The organism is Streptomyces sp. NPDC050508 (assembly GCF_040655155.1).
GTDB lineage: Bacteria > Actinomycetota > Actinomycetes > Streptomycetales > Streptomycetaceae > Streptomyces.
Genome location: NZ_JBFAJJ010000001.1, coordinates 76,033 through 98,887, shown reverse-complemented (window position 1 = coordinate 98,887; position 22,855 = coordinate 76,033). Strand labels below are relative to the sequence as shown.

The following is a 22,855-nucleotide window of genomic DNA, read 5'->3' as shown; positions in this document are numbered from 1 at the left end:
GCAACCGCCATGGACTGCACCGGCGTTGCCGCGCTCGATCTCGGCGGCATCTCCGGCGCCCCCATGCAGATCGCCTCGGCGACCGTCCTCGCCGCCGCCGACAGCGGCACCTTCGCGGTGGCCAAGGACAACCAAGGCCACTACGGCACCACCATGAGCTCCGGCCTGTTCGGCACCGACCCGACCCTGAAGGTCGGCTTCGGCTGCAAGTCGGAGCACCAACTCGCCGTCGTCGCCCAGGACATCGTCGAGCGCTTCTACGGCGAGGCCGCCAGCCTCTCCTATCCTTCCGCTCCGGGTACGAGACGGTCAGCGGCTGGGGCGACGGGAAGTGGGTGACTCGTCCCGGCAAGAGCTGAGCCCGTCCCGCTCCGCGCGGACCGTCACTGCGGCGGCCCGGGTGACTCCACCGCCCGGGCCAGCCGACGCAGCAGGTCCCTGCTGGCCGTGGCGATCAGCGGGGGCACGTCGAGGTCGTCGAGCATGTCGGCGGCGGCCTGCATCTCCACGGTCCGGCGTACGGCGTGCCGGTGGCTGCCCTCGACGAGTCGGTCCAGGGTCGCGGCGCTCGCGCGGGTCAGCTCCTCGGCGATGTTCTCGCGCAGCCAGTCCTCGCAGCCCGCGGCCCTGGCCGCTTCGAGCGCCTCGACGACGGCCGCCGCCAGGCCCTTGTAGAACACGCTGCGCAGCAGCTTGCGTTCGGCGGCCAGCCCTGGCGGTCCGTCGAGGACGTCGGCTCGCGCGCCGAGCGGACGGAGCAACTCGGCGTACCGTCGGGCTCCGGGGCCGGAGACGAGCATCGGCGTCCGCAGGCCCCTTCCGGGCACGGTCGCCATCAAGGACACGTCGACGAAGTCGATCCCGGCCTCCTCGGCGATCACGCCGAGCCGACGCTTCACCGCGGGAGAGGCTGTGTTGAGGTCGGCCCAGAGACAGCCGGGAGGCGTGCCGGCGAGGCCCGCTCGGAGGGCGTCCACGGCGGCCGAGGCGCTGTTGACGCTCAGCACGAGGTCGCTGCCCCGGGCCGCCTCCGCCTCGCTGCCCGTGTCCACCACGCCCGGGGGTGCCGGGACCTTCGGGTCGTAGCCGCGTACGCGTGCGCCCGCGGCCACCAGATCGTTCGCGATGGCGCCGCCCGCCTCTCCAAGGCCGAGTACGGCGATGTGGGGGCCCTGGACCGGAGTGGAACTCGTGGAACTCATGGGCGCTCCCCCTCTCCTCGGTTTCCGTCCTGCCCGCCGTCTTCGGCGCAGCCACAGCACAGTGCAAAATTGACAACAATATCGTTGCCAATTGAGCTGTCCGCAAACGGAAGAGGACCACGTGCCCGCTACCCGAAAAGACCCGTTCGAGTCAGCCTCGGTCGTCGAGGCCATCCGTGCGGCGATCGTGAGCGGGGACTACGTACCGGACCAACGACTCGTGGAGGCCGATCTCTCGGAGCGGTTCTCGGTCAGCCGCGGGGCCGTGCGCTCCGCGCTCCTCCAACTGGACAACGAAGGGCTGGTGGAACGCGTCCCCCATCGGGGCGCCCGGGTGCGCGCCGTCTCGCCGGCCGAGGCGATCGAGATCACCGAGGTCCGGATGGCGGTCGAGGGGCTGTGCGCCGCCAAGGCCGCGCAGCGGGTGGCCGAGGCGGAGATCGACGAACTGCGCGAGATCCGCGAGCAGATGATCGCGGCGGTCGGCACGGGGGCGGTCATGGCGTATTCGGGGCTGAACAACCGACTGCACCGGCGCATCGTGGAGATGAGCGGGCAGGGCACGGCCGGGAGCGTGATCAAGCGGTTGCGCGGCCAGTCCGTGCGGCACCAGTTCCGGCTCGCCCTGCGTCCGGGGCGGCCGTACGTCTCGCTGCCCGAGCACCTCGCGATCATCGACGCCATCCGCAGTCGCGATCCGGTCGCCGCGGAGCGGACCGCCCGGAGCCACCTGGGCAGTGTGATCGAAGCCCTCCGCGACGCGAGCGCGCCTACCGCACTCACCTGAAGATCCGTCAAAAAACCTCACAGTCACCGCTGTTGCGCAACCCATTGACGCCTTCTCACCAACTGTTAACAATCTGGGTCACCAAATTGGCAACAGGGAGGGCGGGTATGACCGACCGACCAGCCACGCATCCGACACCGTCGAACCTCGCCCGCGACCTGGTCGCGGGGGCCTACGACATCCATGTCCACATCGCACCCGACCTGATGAAGCGCCGGGTCGACGATCTGACCCTCGCGTCCCGTTTCGCCGAAGTCGGCCTCAGCGGGTTCGTGCTCAAGTCGCACTACGTGCCGACGGCGGAACGGGCCGGGGTGGTGCGCAGCGCGGTGCCCGGCTTCGGCGCGGTCGGGGCGATCACCCTCAACGCCTCGGTAGGGGGCATGAATCCGGTCGCCGTGGAGATCGCCGGTCGGGGCGGCGCGCAGTTCGTCTGGCTGCCGACCGTCGACAGCGCGAACCAGCGAGCCTGTACGGCGAACGATCCGGAAGGCGCCACGCCACCCATGTGGGTCCAACTCCAGGACGAGTTGCGGGCCGCCGGCATGGCCGCGGACCCGGTCGAGGTGGTCGGGCCCGACGGCAAGGCGCTGGAGATCACCCGTCAGGTGCTCAGGGTGATCGCGGCGCACGACATGACGCTGGCCACCGGCCATCTCGGCGCCGACGAGATCGCCGTCGTCGTGGACGCCGCGGTGGAGGAGGGCGTAGGCCTGATCGTGGTCACCCACCCTGAGTTCACCTCCCAGCGGGTGGGTGTCGAGCGGCAACGTGAACTCGCCGCCCGGGGCGCCCTGTTGGAGCGGTGCTTCACCACCCCGTACACCGGCAAGGTCTCCTGGGACCTGTGGCTGGAGAACATCAGGGCGGTCGGCCCGGAGCACTCCGTGCTCTCCAGCGATCTCGGCCAGCCCTTCAACCCTCCTGTGGAGGACGGCCTGCCGCTGCTCGCCGACCGGTTGCTCGCCGCGGGCTTCACCGAGCGGGAGATACGGACCATGGCGGTGCACAACACCCGCCGGCTCGCCGGGGCGGAGCCGGTCCGGTGAAGAGCGTCCTCGAAGTCCGCGACCTGACGAAGCAGTTCGTCAAGGACGACCTTGGGATCGTGGCGCTGCGCGACCTGAGCCTGGAGATCGAGGAAGGACGCTTCGTCACGGTGCTCGGCCGCAGCGGCTGCGGCAAGTCGACCATGCTGAACGTGATGTCCGGGCTCATGGCGCCCACTTCGGGTGTCGTCAGGTTCCGGGACCAGCCGGTGACGGGACCGCGCACCGAGGTCGGCTACCTCACCCAGTCCGACACCCTCATGCCCTGGCGCGACGTCCGCCGCAACGTCGAAATGCCCATGGAGATCAAGGGCGTTGAGGCGAAGGAGCGGCGGGAGCGGGCGACGGATCTCATCGAGCGGGTCGGCCTCACCGGCTTCGGTCGCCACTACCCGCGCGAGCTGTCCGGCGGTATGCGACGCCGGGCGAGCCTGGCCCGGATGCTCGCCGGCGGCCCGGAGGTGCGCGCACCGTCGGCTGTTCCCGGGTGCTGAGGGCGGAGGTCAGCGAGGAGGAACTCGGGCTGCCCGCGCTGCGCGAGGCGGTAGGTGGGAGTGGATGATCGAGGCGAAGATGGCTCTGCCATGATCGGCAGACATGTGGTGGCCACCGGCGTGGCCGGGTTCATCGGCTCCCCTCTCGCGGAGGCACTGCTCGCCGAGGGACGGCATGTGAGCGGCGTGGACCGGCGGGACCCGGCGCACGACCCCGCCGTAGCCGATCAACTCGCCCCCTGCCTCGGCACGGACGCCTTCACCTTCGCCCCCGGCGATCTGGCCGTCATGCCGCTGGCAGCCGTGATCGAGGGCGCGGGCTGCTGAGGGAGAACGGTTCGGCCCGGCCCTCTTCCCCCTACGGGGTGACGAAGTTGGCCACCGAGCGGCCCCGATCGACATGCTCCCCACCGGCTACGACACCCTCCTGACCCGGACTCATCGTCCACCGCCTTGCTGCTGTCCCTAGCCTTGACGCGCACGGGACTCCTTCGACGGACATGTCGGCGTCAGATGCAGACCTGGCCGGGTTCGTCCGCGGGGACGAGGTACTGGGCGACGCTGCGGAGCTTTTCGCAGGTTTCCTCGTGTTCGCGTTCGGGGAGCGACTGGCTCACGATGCCCGCTCCGGCCTGCAGCCAGGTGCGGCCCGCGTGTTGGAAGACGGTGCGCAGGACCAGGGCGGCGTCCATCTGGCCGAGGTGGTCGCAGGTGAGGACCGAGCCCGCGTAGAGGCCGCGTTCCTGGTTCTCCAGGTCGTGGATGAGCCGGTAGGCGGCGGGCTTGGGGATGCCGCTCGCGGTGACGGCCGGGAACACGCGGTCGAAGGCGTGCCAGGTGTCGGCAGGAGCGGGCAGCCGGCCGGTGACGGTCGAGGCCAGGTGCTGGACGGTGCCGCGTTCGCGCACGGTCATGAACTCCCCGACCTGGACGCTGCCGGGTTCGCACAGCGCGGAGAGCTCGTCGCAGGCGGTCTTGACGGAGACCGCGTGCTCGTAGATCTCCTTGGGATCGGTGAGCAGATCGGCACGCAGACGCAGGTCCTGGGCCGGGCTGCCGGTCAGGGCGCGGGTGCCGGCCAGCGGCTGGGTGGCGATGCGTCCGTTCGCGCCGACCTCGACCACGGTCTCGGGACTGAAGCCGGCCGCCCGGATCCGCCCGAGGTTCAACAGGTAGGAGCGGGCCGGGGTGTTCGCGGCGCGTCCGGCTGCGTAGGTGGCGATCAGGTCGACGGGCTCGGGAACCGGCAGGACGCGGGACAGGATGACCTTCTGGAGGTCGCCGGCGCGGATCGCGGCAACGGCCGCGGCGACGACGGCGCGGTAGTTGCCGGTGTCCTCGACCGGCACCTCCAAGCGGACCGAGGGGACGGATGGCACGTCGGGCGGGTCGCGCAGCGTCATGGCCACCCGCTCCAGGGTCGCCTCGTCGGCAGAGCGCAGCAGGACGTCCTGAGCGGTGATCCGCACCTCGGTGTGCGGGATGAGCAGGTGCAGCAGTACGTCGTCCCCGGCCAAAGGGGCCAACTCGCTGTTGAGGTAGGCGAGTTCGAATGCGGCCCAGCCATAGGCGCGCCATCCGGACACGGGCACGGCGGCCAGGAAGCCGCGCACGGTGGCCGACAGGTTCTCGTCGTCGGACAGGGTGGTGCTGTCGCCTCCGTGCCGCACGACGGCACCGGTGCGCGACGCCCGCAGGTCGGCCAGCCGGCCGCCGGCGAACGACCATTCGGCCTCGCTCTCGTAGACGACGTACTGGTCGAACAGGCCGGATCCGGCCAGTGCGGTGACGGCGCGCAGGGGGTCCTCCGGCGCGGGCAGGCGCACTTCCCGGTACGAGGTGGTTTCGGTGTCGGTGAACATGGAGCTGTCTCCTGGGGGCTGTTCAGGGGGCCCGGCGGCCACTGGCGGTGGTGAGCGGGTAGGAGGAGACGGCGAAGGCGGGGTTCTCCAACAGGTTCCAGAAGTCCTGGAGTTGCTGTGCGCTGATGCCCGAGTCGAGGAGTTCGCCGCGCAGTTGGACAGAGTTGGCCCGGTGCAGGGCGATGGCCGGGCTCGCGCCGGGCCATGCCTGGCTGTAGGTGGTCGCCGCGACCTCGTGCAGTCCGGCATCGCGCAGCGCCTGGTATATCCGGCTGCCCCACTGGACATCGGCTCCGGCGTGGGCGAGCCGGGCCAGGAATGCGTCGTGCACCAGGTGGAACAGGTCAGCCGCCGCGGGGTCGGGAGCGGCCAGGACCGGGGTCCACCGGCAGTCGAACTCCTCCAGGACCAGCCGACCGCCCGGCCGCAGCGAGCGCACCAGCCTGGCCAGCACGTCGAGCCGCTCGGGGAGGTGCAGCAGCACCAGTCGGGCGTGCACCAGGTCGTACGTATCCTCGGGAAGCGGGTCGTGCACGATGTCGTGCCGGATCACCCGCAGGTTGTCGGGCAGCGGTGCGTCGGCCATCCGGTCCGGTGCGATGTCGGTGACCGTGACCCTGCCCTCCGGGCCGGCCTGCTCGGCCAGCCAGGTACCCACTGAGCCACCGCCTCCACCGACCTCAAGGCAGCACCACCCGGGCCCCAGCCCCGTCGCTGCCAGATGCGCCCGGGTCACCGGGTCGTAGCAGGTCTCCAGGGCGAGGAATCGGTCGGCTGTCTGCGCAGCCACGTTGTCGAGGGCGTAGTGGCCCATGACGCAACCTCCCGTGGGTATGGTCCATTTTGTCCCCACGTGGTGCATCGACCGATACGGCGTACGGAGTCACGTCCGGCCTGGAGGCGTGCGCCGTCGGCTGTGGCGAGGGCAGGGGGTTACGCCCACGCTCGCCCAGGACTGAACGCCCAGGATCGATCAAGGGCCAGGCCCAGTTCTCGTAGGGCTGCCGCCAGACGGCGAGCCACCCGAGCCGCCTGAACCCACTCAGCGCCCGGCTTCAGGGCACCGGCATGGGCACGCTGATCGAGGTCCTGCTGCTACCGGCACAGGACCCACGCACACGTGGTGGCCGCAAGCGGCGCCGCGCTGCAGGCCGCCGACGCCGCCATCGCCCCGGCGCATGACCTCACTCGCCGACTGCACCCCGGTGGCCGGATCTGCCGGGGTGTATCACCGGCCGCGGCGCAGGGCTGCGACGAAAGCGGCACCGTTCGGGGTGCCGATGCCGGTCATGGTGTCGTAGCCCTTGGCGGTCACCTGTTGGGTGTCGGAGCGTTTCTGGGCGTCGAAGACGTCGACGTTCGCGCTGGTGGAGGTGTCGTCGGGTGCGATGTACGCGGCCCGGTTGTGCTGCGGCGTGGACGTGTTCATGGGCAGGGCGTCGTGGAACGCGTGGGTGCGGGCCAGCCGGTAGAAGAGCGGGTTGATGAAGCCGTAGGGCGACTTCTGGCCCTGTTGGGCGTCGGCGACCAGGCCCGCGACCAGCGGGGTGGCCAGGCTGGTGCCGGCGCTCGGCACGGTGCGGTAGGGCCCTGGGTTCCCGTGGCTGTCCGTCTCGGTGTAGCCGGTCAGCATGCCGGTGTCGGGGTCGGCGTCGGCGGCGATGTCGGGTACGGTCCGGCCGAGCACCGTCTTGTGGGCCACCTTGACGCGTGCCATCGACGCCGGGACGACGCCCTTCTGGTAGGACGGCTGCCGGTAGACGTCGCTGACGCCCCCGCCGCCTCCGCTGACGCCGAGGTCGGTCCACCGGCCGCTGCTCAGCGAGCCGAAGTCGTCGGACCAGCCGGTCTCGAACACCCGGTTGTTCGCGGCCCCGATGCCCAGGGTCGTACCGCCGACGGCCACCGCGTACGGGTCGGAGTCGGTGACAGTGAGGCCCGGGGTGTCGCCGGAGGCGAAGTACATGCCGACCCCCTCGGCCGCGGCCCGCACGTCGATGGCGTGCACGATCCGCGGCGACACCGATCCCAGTGGGATCTGCCACGAGTTCGACGCGATGGAGGCCAAGGGGTGGTGGCCGTCCCCGGTCAGCACGGCCGAAGCCGCGTTCAGGAACGCCTGGTCCTCGTCGCAGCCGTCGCCCACCACCATCACCTGGTTCGCGCTCGGCGCCATGGCGTACACGGCCTCGGAGTCCATCTCCGCCTCGACGTCCACAGAGGGCGACTGCGCCGCACGGTCCACCGCCGCCGAGGACGCTTCGCAGGCTCCGGCCCGGATCTGCCGGAACTGGGAACGCTTCGGCAGCGGCAGGCGGTTGCTGCGGGCATACGCCGTCAACGTCCGGAACATCGCGGTCGGCGACGCACTCTCGGTCAGCGCCACGGTCTGGCCCCTGCCTGTGTCCCGCCACGTCGCCCCGTAGGCGGCGCGGAGCTGCGCGGCGGAGTATCCGCACACCGGCAGCGAGACCCGGGTCAGCCCCCGGTAAGCGGGGTGCAGGGCATGTGCGTGCTGCGCCCAGTACCGGGAGCACGTCGCCGGCTTGGCCGCCGCGCGGCTCTGAGGGACCGACGTCGTGGTGCTCCGCGACGCGGCGGACGCGCTGCTCAGCCCCGTCACACCCAGCACGACGGAGGCCAGCGAGGTGGGCACCGACACCTCTCGGTCGTTCGCGGTGAACACTGACGAGCGGCCGGCAGACCCGCTTGCGGCATCCCTGGTCCGGTACCGCCCGATCCGCACCTGGAAGGCCGACTCGACCGCCGCGACCGGCCCCGTCGCCGACACGTAGTCGCGACCGCCGTCGACCTGGACCCCCGTCAGCCCTTTGCCGGTGAGCCACGCCGCCACCGCGCTGGCCTGCGCGGCGGAAGGGCCGAACCTGGCGGTGTAGGCGTCCGGGCTCAGGTAGTGGTGGAATTCGAGGCTGCCCGGCGTAGCCACCGCGTCCGCGGACGCGGCAGCGTGCGTCACGTCCGGCCCGAGCCACACCTGGACCGTCAGCCGCTGCGACGCGGGCGCGGTTCCCACCCGCGTGGCGGTGCCCACCGCGGCGGGTACCGACCCGGGCACCACGTCAACCGACGCCGTCCGCGCGGAACCCGACGCCCCCGCCACCCCGCCGACAGCCACCACCGCCGCACAGACTGCCATCACGGCCCCTGTGCGAAGAATCCCGCTCATTGATGCTTCCGCCCGTCTGCAAAGCACAGCGGCCCCACCGCCACCGATCCCACCCGCCTACGACGCGGTCCGCGAACGCCCGGTTGCGGCCGAACGCACACAGCGTGTTTCCGGAACGGCAACTCCCCCATGTCCAGTACGTCGATCTGAAGCCGGGCACGGACACGGACGCGTATGTCACCGCGCTCGACGCCGAGTTGAAGCCCTTGGGAGTCGGCGCGACCAGTACCAAGTACTCGAACGGCACCGACACCGTCCTAGACTCGCTCACGGCACTGCTGACCCTGATGCTGGTGTGCGTCGCCGGACTCGGTGTGCTGGGCGGTGTCGTCCTCGGCTCGCTGCTGCCGGCCGGGTGGGCGGCACGCATCCGCACGGCTACCGCACTGCGGGCCGAATGGACGCGCAACCCTCTCGCAACCTTGCGTGTGGTGGGCTGGGTCACCGGGCCGGCGAGGCCCAGTGACCCGCATCCGGCTTCCTGGGGACGGCTGACATGGACGAGAACACCCCGCGCGTCGAACTCACCCCCGCGGCGGCCGACCTGCTGCGCCAACTGCACGCACAGCACGGCCCGCTGATGTTCCACCAGTCGGGCGGCTGCTGCGACGGCAGTGCGCCCATGTGCTACCCGGAGGGCGAGTTCCGCACCGGCGGCTCGGACGTACTGCTCGCCGAGCTGGAGGTCGAGGGCGTCCCGGAGCCGGTGACGTTCTGGATCGCGCGCAACCAGTACGAGCTGTGGAGTCACACGCGCTTGATCGTGGACGTCGTAGCAGGCCGCGGCAGCGGTTTCTCGCTGGAGGCACCCGAGGGGGTGCGTTTTCTCACCCGTTCCCGTGTAGTCGGCGGCTAGCCGCCCCGTCGGCCATCGTCATCTGATGCACTTCCCCTGAGTCCTGAGAGAGTTGACGAGACATCAGGGGGCACTGTGACGCACCGTCAAAGGCGTTTCAGAGCAGAGCGTTTCAGAGCAGGGAGATCGGCACTCGCGTATCTCACGGCATTCGGCGCGCTGGCCGGTGCGGCCCTGGTGGGGGCAGCACCGGCCGGCGCCGTGCCGGGCACCACACAGCTCGCGCCGGGTGTCACCTACCGGCAGTTCGACATCACGGCGGCCAAGGGTGTGACCCACGCCCATGTGGTCATCGTGGATCTGCGCAACACCCATGTGCGCGTCAACCTGCTTTACCCGGGCGCGGTGGCGGCCCGGGAGCCCGTCTCCGAGCTGGCCGACTCCGCGGGTGCCGTCGCAGGCGTCAACGGTGACTTCTTCAACATCACCGAGACCCAGCACCCGGGTGTCGAGGCCACCGGCTCCACCGACGGACCGGCCGTCGCGAGCGGTGTCGCGCTCAAGGCGGCGGTGCCGGACGGCCAGCGCTTCGGGCCCGCGCTGCCGCCCGGCACGAACACGCGAAACGTCCTGGGCGTGGGTGTCGACCGTGTCGCCCGGCTGGACAGCCTCACCCTCAACGGGTGGATCCGCACCTCGCATGGGTCGACGGAGCTCGGCGGGTTCAATCAGTACGCACTGCCGGAGAACTCCATCGGTGCGTTCACCACACAGTGGGGCAGCGTCTCCCGGGTGCGTGCCACATGTGGCACGGACACAAACCGGGCCGGCGCCTGTAGTGCGGACACCTATGAGGTGACGGTCCGCGGGGGCCGGGTCGTGTCGGCGTCCCACACTCCCGGCGGTGGTGCCATCGCCGCGGGCACCACCGTCCTCGTCGGCCGGGAGGCGGGTGCGCAGCGGCTGCGGAAGCTGGTCACCGGCGAGCGGGTGCTGGTGCGGCACCGGCTGGTGGCGTCCAGGAGCGGGATCGCGTACCGCTTCGCCCTCGGCGGCTACCCGGTCCTGCGGAACGGACAGCCGCTGGCCGGTCTCGACAACTCGACGTCGGCCGTGCGCACCGCCGTGGGCATCGCGAACGGCGGCCGTCGTCTGCTGCTGTTCGCGACGGACGGCGCGGTCGCGTACCGCAGCGGCCTGACGATCGCCGAAGTCGCCGCCCAGATGCGGAAGTTGGGTTCGGTCGACGCCTTCAGCCTGGACGGCGGCGGCTCGACGACCCTGGTCGCCCGCGCACCCGGCGCGAGCGCCGTCACGGTACGGAACCATCCCAGCGGCGGCGCCGAGCGCCCCGTACCGAACGGCGTCGGGGTCTTCTCAACCGGCTGATCTCACGGGTGCAGGCCGCTCACCAGATCCGCGGTGGCAGTGAGGCCACTGTGGATCGTGGGCGCCATGCTGGTGCTCGCCATGAAGAACCCGAGCAGTGCGCAGACCAGCGCATGGGAGATCTTCAGCCCGCCGCTGCGCATGAAGATCACCGCAAGGATCAGGAGCAGCAGCACCACAGAGATGGAAATGGCCATCGTCACCCTCCTCCGCCACGCCGCCATGTCTGGTTCACGGCGTTCGGCCGCAAGTGTGGCGTAGCGGAGGGTTCGTCCGGGCTACTGACGTGTCCCCCGAACGTGTGGTGTCACACCGTCACGCCGACCGGTGCGCGTCGAGGAATGCTTCCAGGCCGGCCAGGTCGTCGGTGTTGAGGAAGTCCACACCGGCGGCGAACAGTTCGCCCCACAGCGCGTCACGGGTGGGGCCCGCCACGTCCGGGGTGTTCCAGAACCGCACGGTCTGTCCGTTCGCGTGCGCCTGCCGGACGATGTCGCGCAGCTTCTGCCGCTCGGCGTCGGGGAAGGCGCCGTCGCCGAGCCAGGTGAAGTTGGTCTGCCAGTTGTCGCTGATGAGCGAGATGAAGGAGGCGGGCGCCGAGCTGCCGAGGTCGGTGAGCCGGCCGTCGTAGAAGGCGCGGCGGACGGTCTGCGCCTCCATGGGAGTACGGGCCGCGCGGTCGCCGGAGATCACGTTGGTGACCGCGCCCGGGTGGATGCGTCCGTGGGCGTAGGTCGTGAACAGGTGCTGGTAGCGCTGGAGATGGCGGTCGAGTTCGAGGTACGTCGAGGAGCCCTCGGTCTTGATGTCGATCAGGAGCTGGAGCGGTTTGCGCCAACCCCGGTACACCGAGCCGTGGTTGGCCTTCACGAGGGCGGCCAGCGGGTCGAGGTAGAGGGATTCGAGCGTGCGGCTCGGGTCGAGCTCGGATGCGTCGTGACCGATGAGGAGTTGGTCGCCGACGAGGAAGATGTCGGCCTCGACACTGCCGAAGCGGTGGTCGAGGGCGTCGAAGAGGGGGCGGGGGTGCTCGTAGTCGTTGTGGGCGTGGGCGCGCCACAACGGGCGCCGGTGGTGCCCTTGTTCGCCGGCGAACGCGCTGCCCGCGGGCGGGGCGAGCACGGCCGCGAACGCGGCGCCGAACGTGGCGAGGGCTCTGCGGCGGGTGACGAAGGACATGGTGTTCCTCCCTGTGGGGCGGGTCCGAACCACAGGGAGTATGAGTCTGCCGGGACTCCAACGAACCTGTACATGCCAGGAGTTGGCCGGACCGCCCTCGCTTGTTCACTCCTTCGGCGGGGGCGCACGGAAAAGCCCGCCCCAGGTGGGACGGGCTTCACCGGATGAACGACTGGCGTCAGGGGGCTTGCAGATCGACCAGTTCCGCCAGGGCCTCGCGATGGGCGCCCGCCGTGCCGTAGGCGATCGAGTCGGCCTTGGCCCGCTTCAGGTAGAGGTGGGCGGGGTGCTCCCACGTCATGCCGATGCCGCCGTGCAACTGGACGGCCTCCTCGGCCGCGTGGACGGCGACGGACGCCGCGTAGGCCTGTGCGACGGCCACCGCCACGTCGGCGTCCTCACCAGTAGCCAGGGCGTCGGCCGCGTTGCGCGCGGCGGCCCGCAGGCTGACGACCTCCAGCCACAACTGCGCGAGCCGATGCTTGAGCGCCTGGAACCCGCCGACGGGCCGGTTGAACTGCTTGCGCTCCTTCAGGTACCGGACTGTTTCGGTCAACGTCCAGTCGGCAAGCCCGAGTTGCTCAGACGCGAGCAGCCCGGCCCCGGCCCGCAGGGCGCGTCGTACGGCAGGTTCGGCGTCGCCGATCCGGCGCCCCGCGGCCCCGTCGAGCACCACGCGCGCCAGGGGCCGGGTCAGGTCCAGGGACACCTGCGGTACGACGGTCACAGCGCCCGCGTCGACGGCGTACAACCCGCCGTCCTCACCCGGCACCAGCAGCACGTCGGCGGCGGCCGCGTCGGCGATCCCGGTCAACTCCCCGTACAGGGAACCGTTTTCGTGCCGTACCGCCTTGTAGGTGCCGCCCGGGGCGACGCTCAGGGAGACGGCGAGGGCACCGATCTTCCGGCCCGACGCCAGCTCGGCGAGGAGATCCTCGGCATCGCACGCGAGCAGCGCCTCGGTGGCGACGACCGCGCTCGTGAGGTACGGGACGGGAGCGACCGCGCGGCCCAACTCCTCCAGCACGACGGCGACTTCGCGGTGGGTGGCGCCCTGGCCGCCCTGCGCCTCGGGTACCAGGAGACCGGCGAGGCCCATGCCGTCGGCGAGGGACTTCCACAGGGACAGGTCGTGCGGGGCGTCCGACTCGGTGCGAACGATGACACCCGCCGCGTCGCAGTGGTCGGTGAGCAGGTCCCGGACGGCGGCGCGCAGCGCCTCTTCCTCCTCCGAGTACAGCAGATCCGTCATCGCGCGAGGTCCTTCCAGGCGACGTCCTTGTCGGTGCGCGGCTCGGCCGGGAGGCCCAGGACGCGCTCGGCGACGATGTTCAGCAGGACCTCGCTGGTCCCGCCCTCGATGCTGTTGCCCTTGGAGCGGAGGTAGCGGTAACCGGCGTCGCGGCCGGTGAAGTCCACCAGTTCCGGGCGCCGCATGGTCCAGTCGTCGTACAACAGGCCTTCCTCGCCCCGGAGTTCGACCTCCAGGCCGCTGATCTCCTGGTTGAGGCGGGCGAAGGAGAGCTTCATGCCAGAGCCCTCGTGGCCCGGCTGGCCCGCCACGAGCTGCTGGCGCAGCCGCTCGCCGGAGAGCCGGGCGACCTCGGCCTCCACCCAGAGTTTCAGGAGGCGTTGGTGGAGGTCGTGCGTGCGCAACTCCGGACGCTCGCGCCAAGTCCTGCTGACCGGGCCGATCATGCCGCCCTCGCGCGGGATGCGCATGCCGCCGATGGAGACGCGCTCGTTCATCAGCGTGGTCTGCGCGACCCGCCAGCCGTCGCCGATCTCACCGAGGCGATGGGCGTCGGGGATACGGACGTTGGTGAGGAAGACCTCGTTGAACTCGGCCTCGCCGGTGATCTGGCGCAGCGGCCGGACCTCGACACCGGGGTCGGTCATGTCGCAGACGAAGTAGGTGATGCCCGCGTGCTTGGGCACGTCCGGGTCGGTGCGCGCGATGAGGATGGCCCAGCGGGCGAGATGGGCGCTGGACGTCCACACCTTCTGCCCGTTGACGATCCAGTCGTCGCCCTCCCGTACGGCTCGCGTGCCGAGCGCGGCCAGGTCGGACCCGGCGCCCGGCTCGCTGAACAGCTGGCACCAGACCTCCTCGCCCACCCAAAGGGGCCTGAGGAAGCGCTGCTTCTGCTCCTCGGTGCCGAAGCGAAGGACGGTCGGGGCGGCCATGCCGAGGCCGATACCGATCCGGCGCGGGTCGTTGTCGGGGGCGCCGGCCGCCTCCAACTCGGCGTCCACGACGGCCTGCAGGGCACGCGGGGCGCCGAGACCGCCGAGCCCCTCGGGGTAGTGCACCCATGCGAGCCCCGCGTCGAAGCGGGCCTTGAGGAAGTCGAGCGGGTCGGTCTCCAGGGGCGGGTGCGCGGCCAGCAACTCCTGGGCGCGGCGGCGCAGTTCGGCCGCGGCCGAGGCCGCTCCCGTGGTCTCCTCGCTCATACGGCGGCTCCGTTCTCCAAGGACGGTACGACGACGACCCGGCCGGTGGTGACACCGTCGCCGACCCGCTGCACGGCGGCGGCCGCACCGGCGAGCGGGACGCGCTCGCTCACCAGCGGCTTGATGGCGCCGCGTGCGGCCAGTTCGGTCAACTGCTCGTGGCAGTCGAGGATCAGCTTCGGGTTCTTGGTGGCGTACAGGCCCCAGTGCAGGCCCTGGATCGAGTAGTTCTTCACCAGGGCGTGGTTGAGACCGGGGCTGGGGATGGTACCGCTCGCGAAGCCCACGACCACGATCCGGCCCTCGAAGGCGACGACCTTCGTGGACTGCGTGTAGGCGTCGCCGCCGACCGGGTCGTAGATCACGTCGGCACCGCGCCCGTCGGTGGCCGCCTTGACGGCCGCGACGACGTCCTCGGTGCGCCGGTCGATCACGACGTCGCAGCCCAACTCCCGTGCGACGGATGCTTTTTCGGCGCCGCCGACGACACCGATGACGGTGGCACCGGCCGCCTTGCCGAGTTGTACGGCGGCACTGCCGACGCCGCCGGCGGCTGCATGCACGAGCAGGGTCTCGCCGGCCTCCAGGTGGGCGCGCCGGTGCAGCCCGAACCAGCCCGTCTGGTAGCCGATGTGGAGTGCGGCCGTCTCCGCGTCGTCCAACGACTCGGGGGCGGGCAGCAGTCCAGCGGCGTCCGCGACGGTGTACTCGGCGAAACCGCCGTACGGCAGCGCGGGGTTGGCGATCACGCGGCGGCCGTCCTCGGTCTCGCCGCAGATCTCGACACCCGGGGTGAACGGGAGCGGGGGCCTGACCTGGTAGTGGCCTCGGCACATCAGGACGTCCGGGAAGTTGATGTTCGCGGCACGCACCTTCAGCAGGACCTGGCCGTCGCCCGGCGTGGGTCGTTCCACCTCCGCCAGGCGCATTGCCTCACTCGGCTCGCCGTTCTCGTGCACTTGCCATGCCTGCATGCGGGGCCTCCACGGGACTGCTCTGTCTGACCGGGGTCGATCGCATACTAAGCGGTCGCTTGTCGATCAGGGAACAGTCGGGTTCGTCACGGTCCGGTCGGTGCGTGTCGTTCTTTGGCCGCGGGCCGGTGGGGGCTGGTCGCGCCCACGCGGCGGAGCCGCAAATCGATACAGCCCCGCGCCCCTAAAGGGGCGCTCCAAGGAGCGGCGTTTTTCACCGGCCTCGCTTGGGCCTTGCCCTGACATGCATTCGTTCGCCCTGTGGGCCGAACAGGCTCAGGAACTCCGCGGGACCCTCCCCCGTCGACCCGAACCAGTGCGGCACCCGGGTGTCGAACTCGACGGCCTCCCCCGTCGCGAGCACCACGTCGTGTTCGGCGAGCACGAGCCGTAGGCGTCCGGACATCACGTACAGCCACTCGTAGCCCTCGTGCGTTCGCAGATCGGGTTCCTCCTCCCGCTGAGGCACCAGCACCTTGAAGGCCTGGAGTCCGCCCGGCTGACGGGTGAGCGGCCAATAGGTGCGGCCGTGCCGCTGGATCGGCTCGGACCGGACCCGTGGATCACTCACCGGTGGCGTCCCCACCAGCTCGTCCAGCGGTACCTGGTGAGCCCGCGCGATCGGCAGCAGCAGCTCCAGGCTGGGCTTGCGCAGCCCGGACTCCAGCCGGGACAGCGTGCTCACCGAGATGCCGGTCGTCTCCGACAGCCCGGCGAGGGTCGCGCCCCGCTCCTTCCGGATCCGCCGCAGTCGCGGGCCGACCTCCGCCAGAACCTCGTCCGTGTCGTCGTTCATGACCGATATTGCAGTTTCGGCAAAGGCATTTGTCAATACGGCAGGGATGGGGCGACATTCGGGGGTGGAGGTGGTCACCATGGCCGAGACACACACCGGAACCTACGAAGTGGTCGTCATCGGCGGAGGAGCCGCGGGGCTCTCCGCCGCGCTGGTCCTGGGCCGAGCCCGGCGCCGCACGCTCGTCGTCGACGCGGGCGAGCCGCGCAACACACCCGCCGCGCACATGCAGGGCTATCTGTCCCGGGACGGCATGTCGCCCGCCGAGTTCCTGGCCGTGGGCCGCGAGGAGATCGCGCGCTACGGCGTCGACCTGGTCCGGGACCGCGCGGTGGACGTCACGAAGGGCGAGGACTTCGCCGTAGCGCTTGCCGGTGGGGAGACCGTGCACGGGCGGCGGATCGTCGTCGCCACCGGTCTCAAGGACGAGCTGCCCACCGTCCCCGGAGTCGCCGAGCGCTTCGGGCGGGACGTGATCCACTGCCCGTACTGCCACGGCTGGGAGGTCCGTGACCAGGCCTTCGGTGTGCTCGCGACGACGCCGATGAGCGTGCACCAGGCGCTGATGGTCTCGCAGTGGTCCAAGGACGTAGCCCTGTTCCTGCACACGCTCGCCGAGTCCGAGCTGACGGACGAGGACCTGCGCAGGCTGGCCGCCGCCGGGGTCGCCGTGGTGCCCGGCGAGGTCGCGGAACTGACCGTCGACGACGACCGGCTCACCGGCGTCCGCCTCACGGACGGCACCACGCACCCCCGCGAGGCCCTGTTCGTAGCGCCTCGGGCCGTCCCGCAGACCGGGCTGCTGGAGAAGCTGGGCGCCGAGCTTCAGGAGACCCTGTTCGGCGCGTACCCCGTGGTCGATCCGACGGGTCTGACGACCGTGCCCGGCGTGTGGGCGGTCGGCAACGCGATGGGCTTCGCGGAGCAGGTCGTGAACGCGGCCTCCGCCGGTTACCGGGCGGGCGCCACGATCAACGGGGAGCTGCTGATGACCGACCTCGACGCCGTCGCCCGGGTGTAGACCGCCCGCCTCCGTTGCACGATGGCTGCATGCTGCTGACCCGGCTCGCGCATGTGTCCCAGGAGGTCGCCGCCACCTCGGCGCGGTCCCGGAAGATCGCCCTGCTCGCGGAGCTCTTCCGGGACGCGGAGGCCGACGACGTCCCGATCGTCATCCCCTATCTGGCGGGCCGCCTTCCGCAGGGCCGCCTCGGCATCGGCTGGAAGGTGCTGAGCCGACAGGTCGACCCGGCCCCGGAGCCCGCCCTGACCGTGCGCGAGGTGGACGCCCGCCTCACCGCCCTCGGCAAGGTGTCGGGCGCCGGTTCACAGGCCGAACGCGGCCGTCTGGTCGGCGAGTTGATGGGCGCGGCCACCGCCGACGAACAGCGCTTCCTCTTCGGTCTGATCACCGGCGAGGTCCGGCAGGGCGCGCTGGACGCGGTCGCCGTGGAGGGACTGGCCGAGGCAACGGGCGTACCCGCGACGGATGTTCGACGCGCCGTGATGCTGGCCGGTTCGCTCCAGACCGTGGCCGAGGCCCTGCTCACGGACGGCCCGACCTCCCTCGACCGCTTCCAACTGACCGTGGGCCGCCCGGTCCTGCCGATGCTCGCGCACAGCGCCGGCTCCGTCGCGGAGGCGGTCGAGAAGCTGGGTGCCTGCGCGGTCGAGGAGAAGCTCGACGGCATCCGCGTCCAGGTCCACCGCGACGGCGAGGTCGTACGGCTCTACACCCGCACGCTCGACGACATCACCGATCGCCTGCCCGAACTCACCGCCGCCGCAATGGAGTTGAGAGGGGAGCGATTCATCCTGGACGGCGAGGTCATCTCCTTCGACGAGGACGGGCGGCCCCGTTCCTTCCAGGAGACGGCGGGCCGGGTCGGCTCCCGGGTGGACGTGGCCACGGCCGCCGAGACCGTCCCCGTCTCCCCCGTGTTCTTCGACGTACTGTCCGTCGACGGCCGCGACCTGCTCGACCTGCCGTTCGCCGAACGGCACGCGGAACTGGCCCGGTTGGTGCCCGAGCCGATGCGCGTCCGCCGGACTCTCGTGTCCGGCCCGGAGGACGTCCCGGCGGCGGAGGCCTTCCTCGCCGAGACGTTGAAGCGCGGCCACGAGGGGGTCGTGGTCAAAGGGCTCGACGCGGCCTACAGCGCGGGCCGTCGGGGTGCCTCCTGGCTGAAGGTGAAACCCGTCCACACGCTCGACCTGGTCGTCCTGGCCGCCGAGTGGGGCCACGGCCGCCGCACCGGCAAGCTCTCCAACCTCCATCTGGGCGCCCGGAGTTCGGACGGTTCCTTCGCGATGCTCGGCAAGACCTTCAAGGGAATGACGGACGCCATGCTGACCTGGCAGACCGAGCGCCTCCAGGAGCTGGCCGTGGAGAGCGACGGCCACGTGGTGACCGTACGGCCCGAACTCGTCGTAGAAATCGCGTATGACGGTCTGCAGAGGTCGACCCGGTATCCGGCAGGCGTCACGCTGCGCTTCGCGCGGGTCGTGCGGTATCGCGAGGACAAGCGGGCGGAGGAGGCGGACTCGGTGGAGACGTTGCTGGCGGCGCATCCGGAGGTGAAACCGTGAGGGGGGACGCGAGAGGGAAGCGGAGTGCCGGGCTGTTGTTGTTCCGGCACACCGATCGTGGGCTGGAGGTGTTGCTCGGCCATATGGGTGGCCCGTTCTTCGCGCGACGGGACGCGGGGGCGTGGAGTGTGCCCAAGGGCGAGTACGAGCCCGACGAGACCGCCTGGGACGCGGCCCGGCGCGAGTTCCAGGAGGAGCTGGGGCTCGCGCCGCCCGAAGGCGAGGCGATCGAGCTCGGTGAGGTGCGGCAGAGCAACGGGAAGGTCGTCACCGCGTGGGCGATCGAGGCCGATCTCGATCCGGCGACCATGGTTCCCGGCACCTTCCGAATGGAGTGGCCGCCGAAGTCCGGGCAGATCCAGGAGTTCCCGGAGCTGGACCGGGTGGAGTGGCTGGGCCTCGAACGGGCGCGGGAGGTCGTCGTCACGGCGCAGGCCACGTTTCTCGACCGGTTGGCGGAGCACTCGGGCTGAGCAACCGCGTACGCGTACGCGTTGCGGTCCCCCGTGCCACGCGGGAAGGTCGAAGCACAGCCCGCTCCAGGAGGTCAGCCATGCCCATCGCGACGGTGAATCCGGCGAACGGCGAGACGCTCAAGACGTACGAGGCCATGGGAGCCGAGGAGATCGAGCGCCGGCTCCGGCTCGCGGAGGCCACCTTCCGCACCTACCGGACGACCGCCTTCGCCGAGCGCGCCCGCCTCATGCACCGCGCCGCCGACCTGCTCGACGAGGACCAGCAGGACATCGGCCGGACCATGACCACGGAGATGGGCAAGCCGGTCAAGCAGGCTCGCGCGGAGGCGGCCAAGTGCGCGAAGTCGATGCGCTGGTATGCCGACCACGCGCAGGAGCTGCTCGCCGACGAGGAACCCGCCGCGTCCGACGTGAAGGACTCCGGCGCCTCGCGGGCCCTGGTGCGGTACCGGCCGCTGGGCCCGGTGCTCGCGGTGATGCCGTGGAACTTCCCGCTCTGGCAGGTGATCCGCTTCGCCGCTCCCGCGCTGATGGCGGGCAACGTCGGCCTGCTCAAGCACGCGTCCAACGTCCCGCAGACCGCCCTCTACCTGGAGGACCTGTTCCACCGCGCGGGCTTCCCGGAGGGCGCCTTCCAGACCCTCCTCGTCGGTTCCGGCGCGATCGAGGAGATCCTGCGCGACGAGCGGGTGAAGGCGGCCACCCTTACTGGCAGCGAGCCGGCCGGGCGTGCGGTCGCCTCCGTCGCCGGGGACATGGTCAAGAAGACGGTGCTGGAGCTCGGCGGCAGCGATCCGTACGTCGTCATGCCGTCCGCCGACATCGACCGGGCCGCGCGGATCGCGGTGACCGCGCGGGTGCAGAACAACGGGCAGTCGTGCATCGCCGCCAAGCGGTTCATCGTGCACACGGACGTCTTCGACGCGTTCACCGAACGGTTCGTGGCAGGCATGAAGGCCCTCACGGTCGGTGATCCGCTGGCGGAGGAGACCGAGGTCGGACCACTCGCGAGCAAGCAGGGCCGCAGCGATCTGGAGGAACTCGTCGACGACGCGGTGGAGAGTGGCGCGACCGTGCTGTGCGGCGGCGAGCGGCCCGACGGGCCCGGCTGGTACTACCCGCCGACCGTCCTCGCCGACATCACCCGCGAGATGCGCATCCACCGCGAGGAGGCGTTCGGGCCCGTCGCCACGCTGTACCGGGTCGCCGATCTCGACGAGGCCGTCCTCGTCGCCAACGACACGCCGTTCGGGCTGAGTTCCAACGTGTGGACGCGGGACGACGCCGAGGTCGACCGGTTCGTACGGGACCTGGAGGCCGGTGGCGTGTTCTTCAACGGGATGACCGCGTCCCATCCGGCGTTCCCGTTCGGCGGGGTGAAACGGTCCGGGTACGGGCGGGAGTTGTCGGGGCACGGAATCCGCGAGTTCTGCAACATCACCACGGTATGGCACGGAGCGTGAGCATTCCGCGGCTACGATCCCCTCTGTGAACCGCGAAGTGACTCTGCCTCTGATCGTCGACGACCGCGGGACCTTGCAGGTGGCTGCCGCCGATGTCAGCAAGCTTTTGCGTACCGTGGGTGGGCGGTGGCTGCACCTTGTCGAGGCCGGGGAGGAGGGGCTTGATGAGGACACGGTGGCTGCCCTGACGATCGAGCTTGCGAAGCTGGCGGATCGTATTGACGTTGCGTGCATTGCGCATAGCAGTGGGGGGTCGTCGTAGTCCGGCGGGTGCGGGTACGTCGTGGCTTGTCGCGCAGTTCCCCGCGCCCCTAGGTGAGATCGCTGAGCGTGGACCAGAAGCTCGCCTCGTAGGCCTTGAGCAGGGTGCTGTACGTGGTCACCGAACCCTCATTCACCTTGCCCGCCCGCATCGCCGCCGTCGCCCCGAGTTCCAGCTCCGGTGCCGGTTCCGCGAAGAAGTCGAAGAAGCCGCAAGCCTCGTCCGTGAAGCCGTAGTGGTTGCGGAGTGCCCCGGCGATTGTTGCGCAATAGCCGCCCCATTCCGCGAAGTTGGATGTCAACGCCGCTACCACGTCCGTCGGTTCGGCGTTGAGGGCCAGCCACGCGACGTATGCCGGATAGGCCTGGCAGCCGGGCAGAGGCTCGTACGTGCGCAGGCGGGTCTCGTCCACGCCGCATGCCTCCGCGAAGGCGATGAGCTTCTCCCCCGCCATTGCCTCGCCCTCCGCCAGAAACTCGAAGAACGCCGCCGCTTCCGGAGTGGCCGTCTCGCGTTGCGCCAGATGCAGGAAGGCGCGGCGGTCTGCCGGGATGACCCGGTGTTGTTCCAGGGCCAGGGTGGCGAGGGTTTCGCGGGGGGCGGTGCCGGTCGCGATCCGGGCTACGAGGGGGTTCGTGGTCATCGCGTGCTCCGTCGGTGGGGGTCCGGATACTGATCCGACCTTTACACAGGGTCCCTGAATTGGAGTAGTCCACCGAGAGATCGTCGCTCTCAAGGGTGATCGTGGGTGCACCACCCTCTGAGGTGAACCACCTTCTGACCGGCGGGCGAAGGCCTTCCGGAAGGCGAAAGCAGGGACGGTTCATGGCGACTTTGTGCAAGCCCTCGGTGTCGGTTCCCGAGCACGTGATCACGATGGAGGAGACGCTGGAGCTGGCGCGCTCCCGTCACGCGGACCACCCCAACCTGCCGCTGGCCCTCCGGCTGATCGAGAACACCGGTGTGCGTACCCGGCACATCGTGCAGCCCATCGAGGAGACCCTCAAGCACCCCGGGTTCGAGGACCGCAACAGGATCTACACGGCCGAGGCGAAGGCCCGTGTCCCGTCGGTCGTGCAGCGCGCGCTCGACGAGGCGGAGCTCCTCACCACCGACATCGACGTGATCATCTACGTCTCGTGCACGGGCTTCATGATGCCCTCGCTCACGGCCTGGCTGATCAACGAGATGGCGTTCGACGCCACCACCCGCCAGATCCCGATCGCCCAGCTGGGCTGCGCGGCCGGCGGCGCGGCGATCAACCGGGCGCACGACTTCTGCACGGCCTACCCGGACGCCAACGCGCTCATCGTGGCCTGCGAGTTCTGCTCGCTCTGCTACCAGCCGACCGACCTCGGCATCGGCTCCCTGCTCTCCAACGGGCTGTTCGGCGACGGCATCGCCGCCGCAGTCGTGCGCGGGCGGGGCGGCACCGGCATCCAGCTGGAGCGCAACGGGTCGTACCTGATCCCCAAGACCGAAGAGTGGATCATGTACGACGTCCGGGCCACCGGCTTCCACTTCCTGCTGGACAAGCGGGTGCCGGCCACCATGGAGCCCCTCGCACCGGCGCTCCAGGACCTCGCGGGACTGCACGGCTGGGACGCGGCCGACCTGGACTTCTACATAGTCCACGCGGGCGGGCCCCGAATACTCGACGACCTGAGCAAGTTCCTGCAGGTCGACCCGCACGCGTTCCGGTTCAGCCGGGCCACCCTCACCGAGTACGGCAACATCGCCAGCGCCGTCGTCCTGGACGCGCTGCGCCGGCTCTTCGACGAGGGCGGCGCCGAGCACCGGGCGCGCGGGCTGCTCGCCGGGTTCGGACCCGGTATCACCGCCGAGATGGCCCTGGGCCGCTGGCACAGCGACGACCGAGAGACGGCTTGAGTACGG

The 22,855-nt window shown here is 70.6% G+C and carries 25 protein-coding genes; 14 read left to right on the top strand and 11 right to left on the bottom strand.

Annotated features, from left to right (window positions below):
* Window positions 1-9 precede the first annotated feature (9 nt).
* A complete protein-coding gene (locus AB0I69_RS00510) occupies window positions 10-339 on the top strand; it encodes a hypothetical protein (RefSeq protein WP_363093235.1) in 330 nt (109 codons plus the stop codon).
* A gap of 44 nt (window positions 340-383) precedes the next feature.
* On the opposite strand, the gene AB0I69_RS00505 is transcribed toward AB0I69_RS00510, so the two are convergent.
* The gene (locus AB0I69_RS00505; RefSeq protein ID WP_363093234.1) at window positions 384-1,202 is read right to left on the bottom strand and encodes a DUF1932 domain-containing protein; all 819 of its coding nucleotides are present in this window, start codon (window positions 1,200-1,202) and stop codon (window positions 384-386) included.
* A gap of 121 nt (window positions 1,203-1,323) precedes the next feature.
* Between AB0I69_RS00505 and AB0I69_RS00500 the strand changes: the two genes are divergently transcribed.
* From AB0I69_RS00500 to AB0I69_RS00485, 4 genes are all read left to right on the top strand, one after another.
* Window positions 1,324-1,989: a GntR family transcriptional regulator gene (locus AB0I69_RS00500; RefSeq protein ID WP_363093233.1), complete on the top strand. Its 666-nt coding sequence runs from the start codon at window positions 1,324-1,326 to the stop codon at window positions 1,987-1,989.
* A gap of 107 nt (window positions 1,990-2,096) precedes the next feature.
* A complete protein-coding gene (locus AB0I69_RS00495; protein ID WP_363093232.1) occupies window positions 2,097-3,038 on the top strand; it encodes a DUF6282 family protein in 942 nt (313 codons plus the stop codon).
* Complete coding sequence (locus tag AB0I69_RS00490; protein WP_363093231.1) at window positions 3,035-3,532, top strand: ATP-binding cassette domain-containing protein; 498 nt, start codon at window positions 3,035-3,037, stop codon at window positions 3,530-3,532. The genes AB0I69_RS00495 and AB0I69_RS00490 overlap by 4 nt, the downstream gene beginning before the upstream one ends.
* A 90-nt stretch (window positions 3,533-3,622) precedes the next feature.
* Complete coding sequence (locus AB0I69_RS00485; protein ID WP_363093230.1) at window positions 3,623-3,859, top strand: GDP-mannose 4,6-dehydratase; 237 nt, start codon at window positions 3,623-3,625, stop codon at window positions 3,857-3,859.
* A gap of 182 nt (window positions 3,860-4,041) precedes the next feature.
* On the opposite strand, the gene AB0I69_RS00480 is transcribed toward AB0I69_RS00485, so the two are convergent.
* The 3 genes from AB0I69_RS00480 to AB0I69_RS00470 all read right to left on the bottom strand — a co-directional run bounded on the left by AB0I69_RS00480 (window position 4,042) and on the right by AB0I69_RS00470 (window position 8,551).
* On the bottom strand, window positions 4,042-5,394 hold the full coding sequence (locus AB0I69_RS00480; protein WP_363093229.1) for a salicylate synthase: 1,353 nt from the start codon (window positions 5,392-5,394) through the stop codon (window positions 4,042-4,044).
* Window positions 5,395-5,416: 22 nt separating this feature from the next.
* Window positions 5,417-6,208, bottom strand: coding sequence for a methyltransferase (locus AB0I69_RS00475; RefSeq protein ID WP_363093228.1), 792 nt, complete (start codon window positions 6,206-6,208; stop codon window positions 5,417-5,419).
* A gap of 414 nt (window positions 6,209-6,622) precedes the next feature.
* Complete coding sequence (locus tag AB0I69_RS00470) at window positions 6,623-8,551, bottom strand: protease pro-enzyme activation domain-containing protein (protein WP_363093227.1); 1,929 nt, start codon at window positions 8,549-8,551, stop codon at window positions 6,623-6,625.
* A 134-nt stretch (window positions 8,552-8,685) separates the two neighbouring features.
* On the opposite strand from AB0I69_RS00470, the gene AB0I69_RS00465 reads away from it, so the two are divergent.
* From AB0I69_RS00465 to AB0I69_RS00455, 3 genes are all read left to right on the top strand, one after another.
* Window positions 8,686-9,162 carry a hypothetical protein gene (locus tag AB0I69_RS00465; protein ID WP_363093226.1) on the top strand — a complete coding sequence of 159 codons (477 nt, stop codon included), beginning with the start codon at window positions 8,686-8,688 and terminating at the stop codon, window positions 9,160-9,162.
* Window positions 9,078-9,437: a DUF779 domain-containing protein gene (locus AB0I69_RS00460; RefSeq protein WP_363093225.1), complete on the top strand. Its 360-nt coding sequence runs from the start codon at window positions 9,078-9,080 to the stop codon at window positions 9,435-9,437. The genes AB0I69_RS00465 and AB0I69_RS00460 overlap by 85 nt, the downstream gene beginning before the upstream one ends.
* A 177-nt stretch (window positions 9,438-9,614) precedes the next feature.
* Window positions 9,615-10,766, top strand: a complete 1,152-nt coding sequence (locus AB0I69_RS00455; RefSeq protein ID WP_363093224.1) for a phosphodiester glycosidase family protein — start codon at window positions 9,615-9,617, stop codon at window positions 10,764-10,766.
* Between the two features lie 2 nt (window positions 10,767-10,768).
* Here the strand turns inward: AB0I69_RS00455 and AB0I69_RS00450 are convergent, their stop codons facing one another.
* The 6 genes from AB0I69_RS00450 to AB0I69_RS00425 form a co-directional block, all read right to left on the bottom strand.
* Entirely contained in the window at window positions 10,769-10,963 is a 195-nt protein-coding gene (locus AB0I69_RS00450) for a hypothetical protein (RefSeq protein ID WP_363093223.1), read from the bottom strand.
* A 118-nt stretch (window positions 10,964-11,081) separates the two neighbouring features.
* Window positions 11,082-11,945 (bottom strand): phosphatidylinositol-specific phospholipase C/glycerophosphodiester phosphodiesterase family protein, encoded by an 864-nt coding sequence (locus tag AB0I69_RS00445; RefSeq protein ID WP_363093222.1) that lies wholly within the window; start codon window positions 11,943-11,945, stop codon window positions 11,082-11,084.
* A 178-nt stretch (window positions 11,946-12,123) separates the two neighbouring features.
* The gene (locus AB0I69_RS00440; RefSeq protein ID WP_363093221.1) at window positions 12,124-13,197 is read right to left on the bottom strand and encodes an acyl-CoA dehydrogenase family protein; all 1,074 of its coding nucleotides are present in this window, start codon (window positions 13,195-13,197) and stop codon (window positions 12,124-12,126) included.
* Window positions 13,194-14,399 carry an acyl-CoA dehydrogenase family protein gene (locus AB0I69_RS00435; protein ID WP_363093220.1) on the bottom strand — a complete coding sequence of 402 codons (1,206 nt, stop codon included), beginning with the start codon at window positions 14,397-14,399 and terminating at the stop codon, window positions 13,194-13,196. Before AB0I69_RS00435 ends, AB0I69_RS00440 begins: the two co-directional genes overlap by 4 nt.
* Window positions 14,396-15,373, bottom strand: a complete 978-nt coding sequence (locus AB0I69_RS00430) for an NADPH:quinone oxidoreductase family protein (protein ID WP_363093219.1) — start codon at window positions 15,371-15,373, stop codon at window positions 14,396-14,398. Before AB0I69_RS00430 ends, AB0I69_RS00435 begins: the two co-directional genes overlap by 4 nt.
* Window positions 15,374-15,587: 214 nt before the next feature.
* Window positions 15,588-16,169: an XRE family transcriptional regulator gene (locus AB0I69_RS00425; protein ID WP_363093218.1), complete on the bottom strand. Its 582-nt coding sequence runs from the start codon at window positions 16,167-16,169 to the stop codon at window positions 15,588-15,590.
* A gap of 79 nt (window positions 16,170-16,248) precedes the next feature.
* Between AB0I69_RS00425 and AB0I69_RS00420 the strand changes: the two genes are divergently transcribed.
* From AB0I69_RS00420 to AB0I69_RS00400, 5 genes are all read left to right on the top strand, one after another.
* A complete protein-coding gene (locus AB0I69_RS00420) occupies window positions 16,249-17,190 on the top strand; it encodes an NAD(P)/FAD-dependent oxidoreductase (RefSeq protein ID WP_363093217.1) in 942 nt (313 codons plus the stop codon).
* Between the two features lie 29 nt (window positions 17,191-17,219).
* Entirely contained in the window at window positions 17,220-18,758 is a 1,539-nt protein-coding gene (locus AB0I69_RS00415) for an ATP-dependent DNA ligase (RefSeq protein WP_363093216.1), read from the top strand.
* Window positions 18,755-19,231 carry an NUDIX domain-containing protein gene (locus tag AB0I69_RS00410; RefSeq protein WP_363093215.1) on the top strand — a complete coding sequence of 159 codons (477 nt, stop codon included), beginning with the start codon at window positions 18,755-18,757 and terminating at the stop codon, window positions 19,229-19,231. Before AB0I69_RS00415 ends, AB0I69_RS00410 begins: the two co-directional genes overlap by 4 nt.
* Before the next feature lie 80 nt (window positions 19,232-19,311).
* Window positions 19,312-20,697, top strand: coding sequence for an NADP-dependent succinic semialdehyde dehydrogenase (locus AB0I69_RS00405; RefSeq protein WP_363093213.1), 1,386 nt, complete (start codon window positions 19,312-19,314; stop codon window positions 20,695-20,697).
* A gap of 25 nt (window positions 20,698-20,722) precedes the next feature.
* Entirely contained in the window at window positions 20,723-20,959 is a 237-nt protein-coding gene (locus AB0I69_RS00400; RefSeq protein WP_317880821.1) for a DUF6213 family protein, read from the top strand.
* A 49-nt stretch (window positions 20,960-21,008) separates the two neighbouring features.
* On the opposite strand, the gene AB0I69_RS00395 is transcribed toward AB0I69_RS00400, so the two are convergent.
* Window positions 21,009-21,602, bottom strand: a complete 594-nt coding sequence (locus tag AB0I69_RS00395; protein WP_363093212.1) for a transcriptional regulator — start codon at window positions 21,600-21,602, stop codon at window positions 21,009-21,011.
* 182 nt (window positions 21,603-21,784) lie between these two features.
* Between AB0I69_RS00395 and AB0I69_RS00390 the strand changes: the two genes are divergently transcribed.
* The gene (locus AB0I69_RS00390; protein WP_363093211.1) at window positions 21,785-22,849 is read left to right on the top strand and encodes a type III polyketide synthase; all 1,065 of its coding nucleotides are present in this window, start codon (window positions 21,785-21,787) and stop codon (window positions 22,847-22,849) included.
* Window positions 22,850-22,855: the final 6 nt, after the last annotated feature.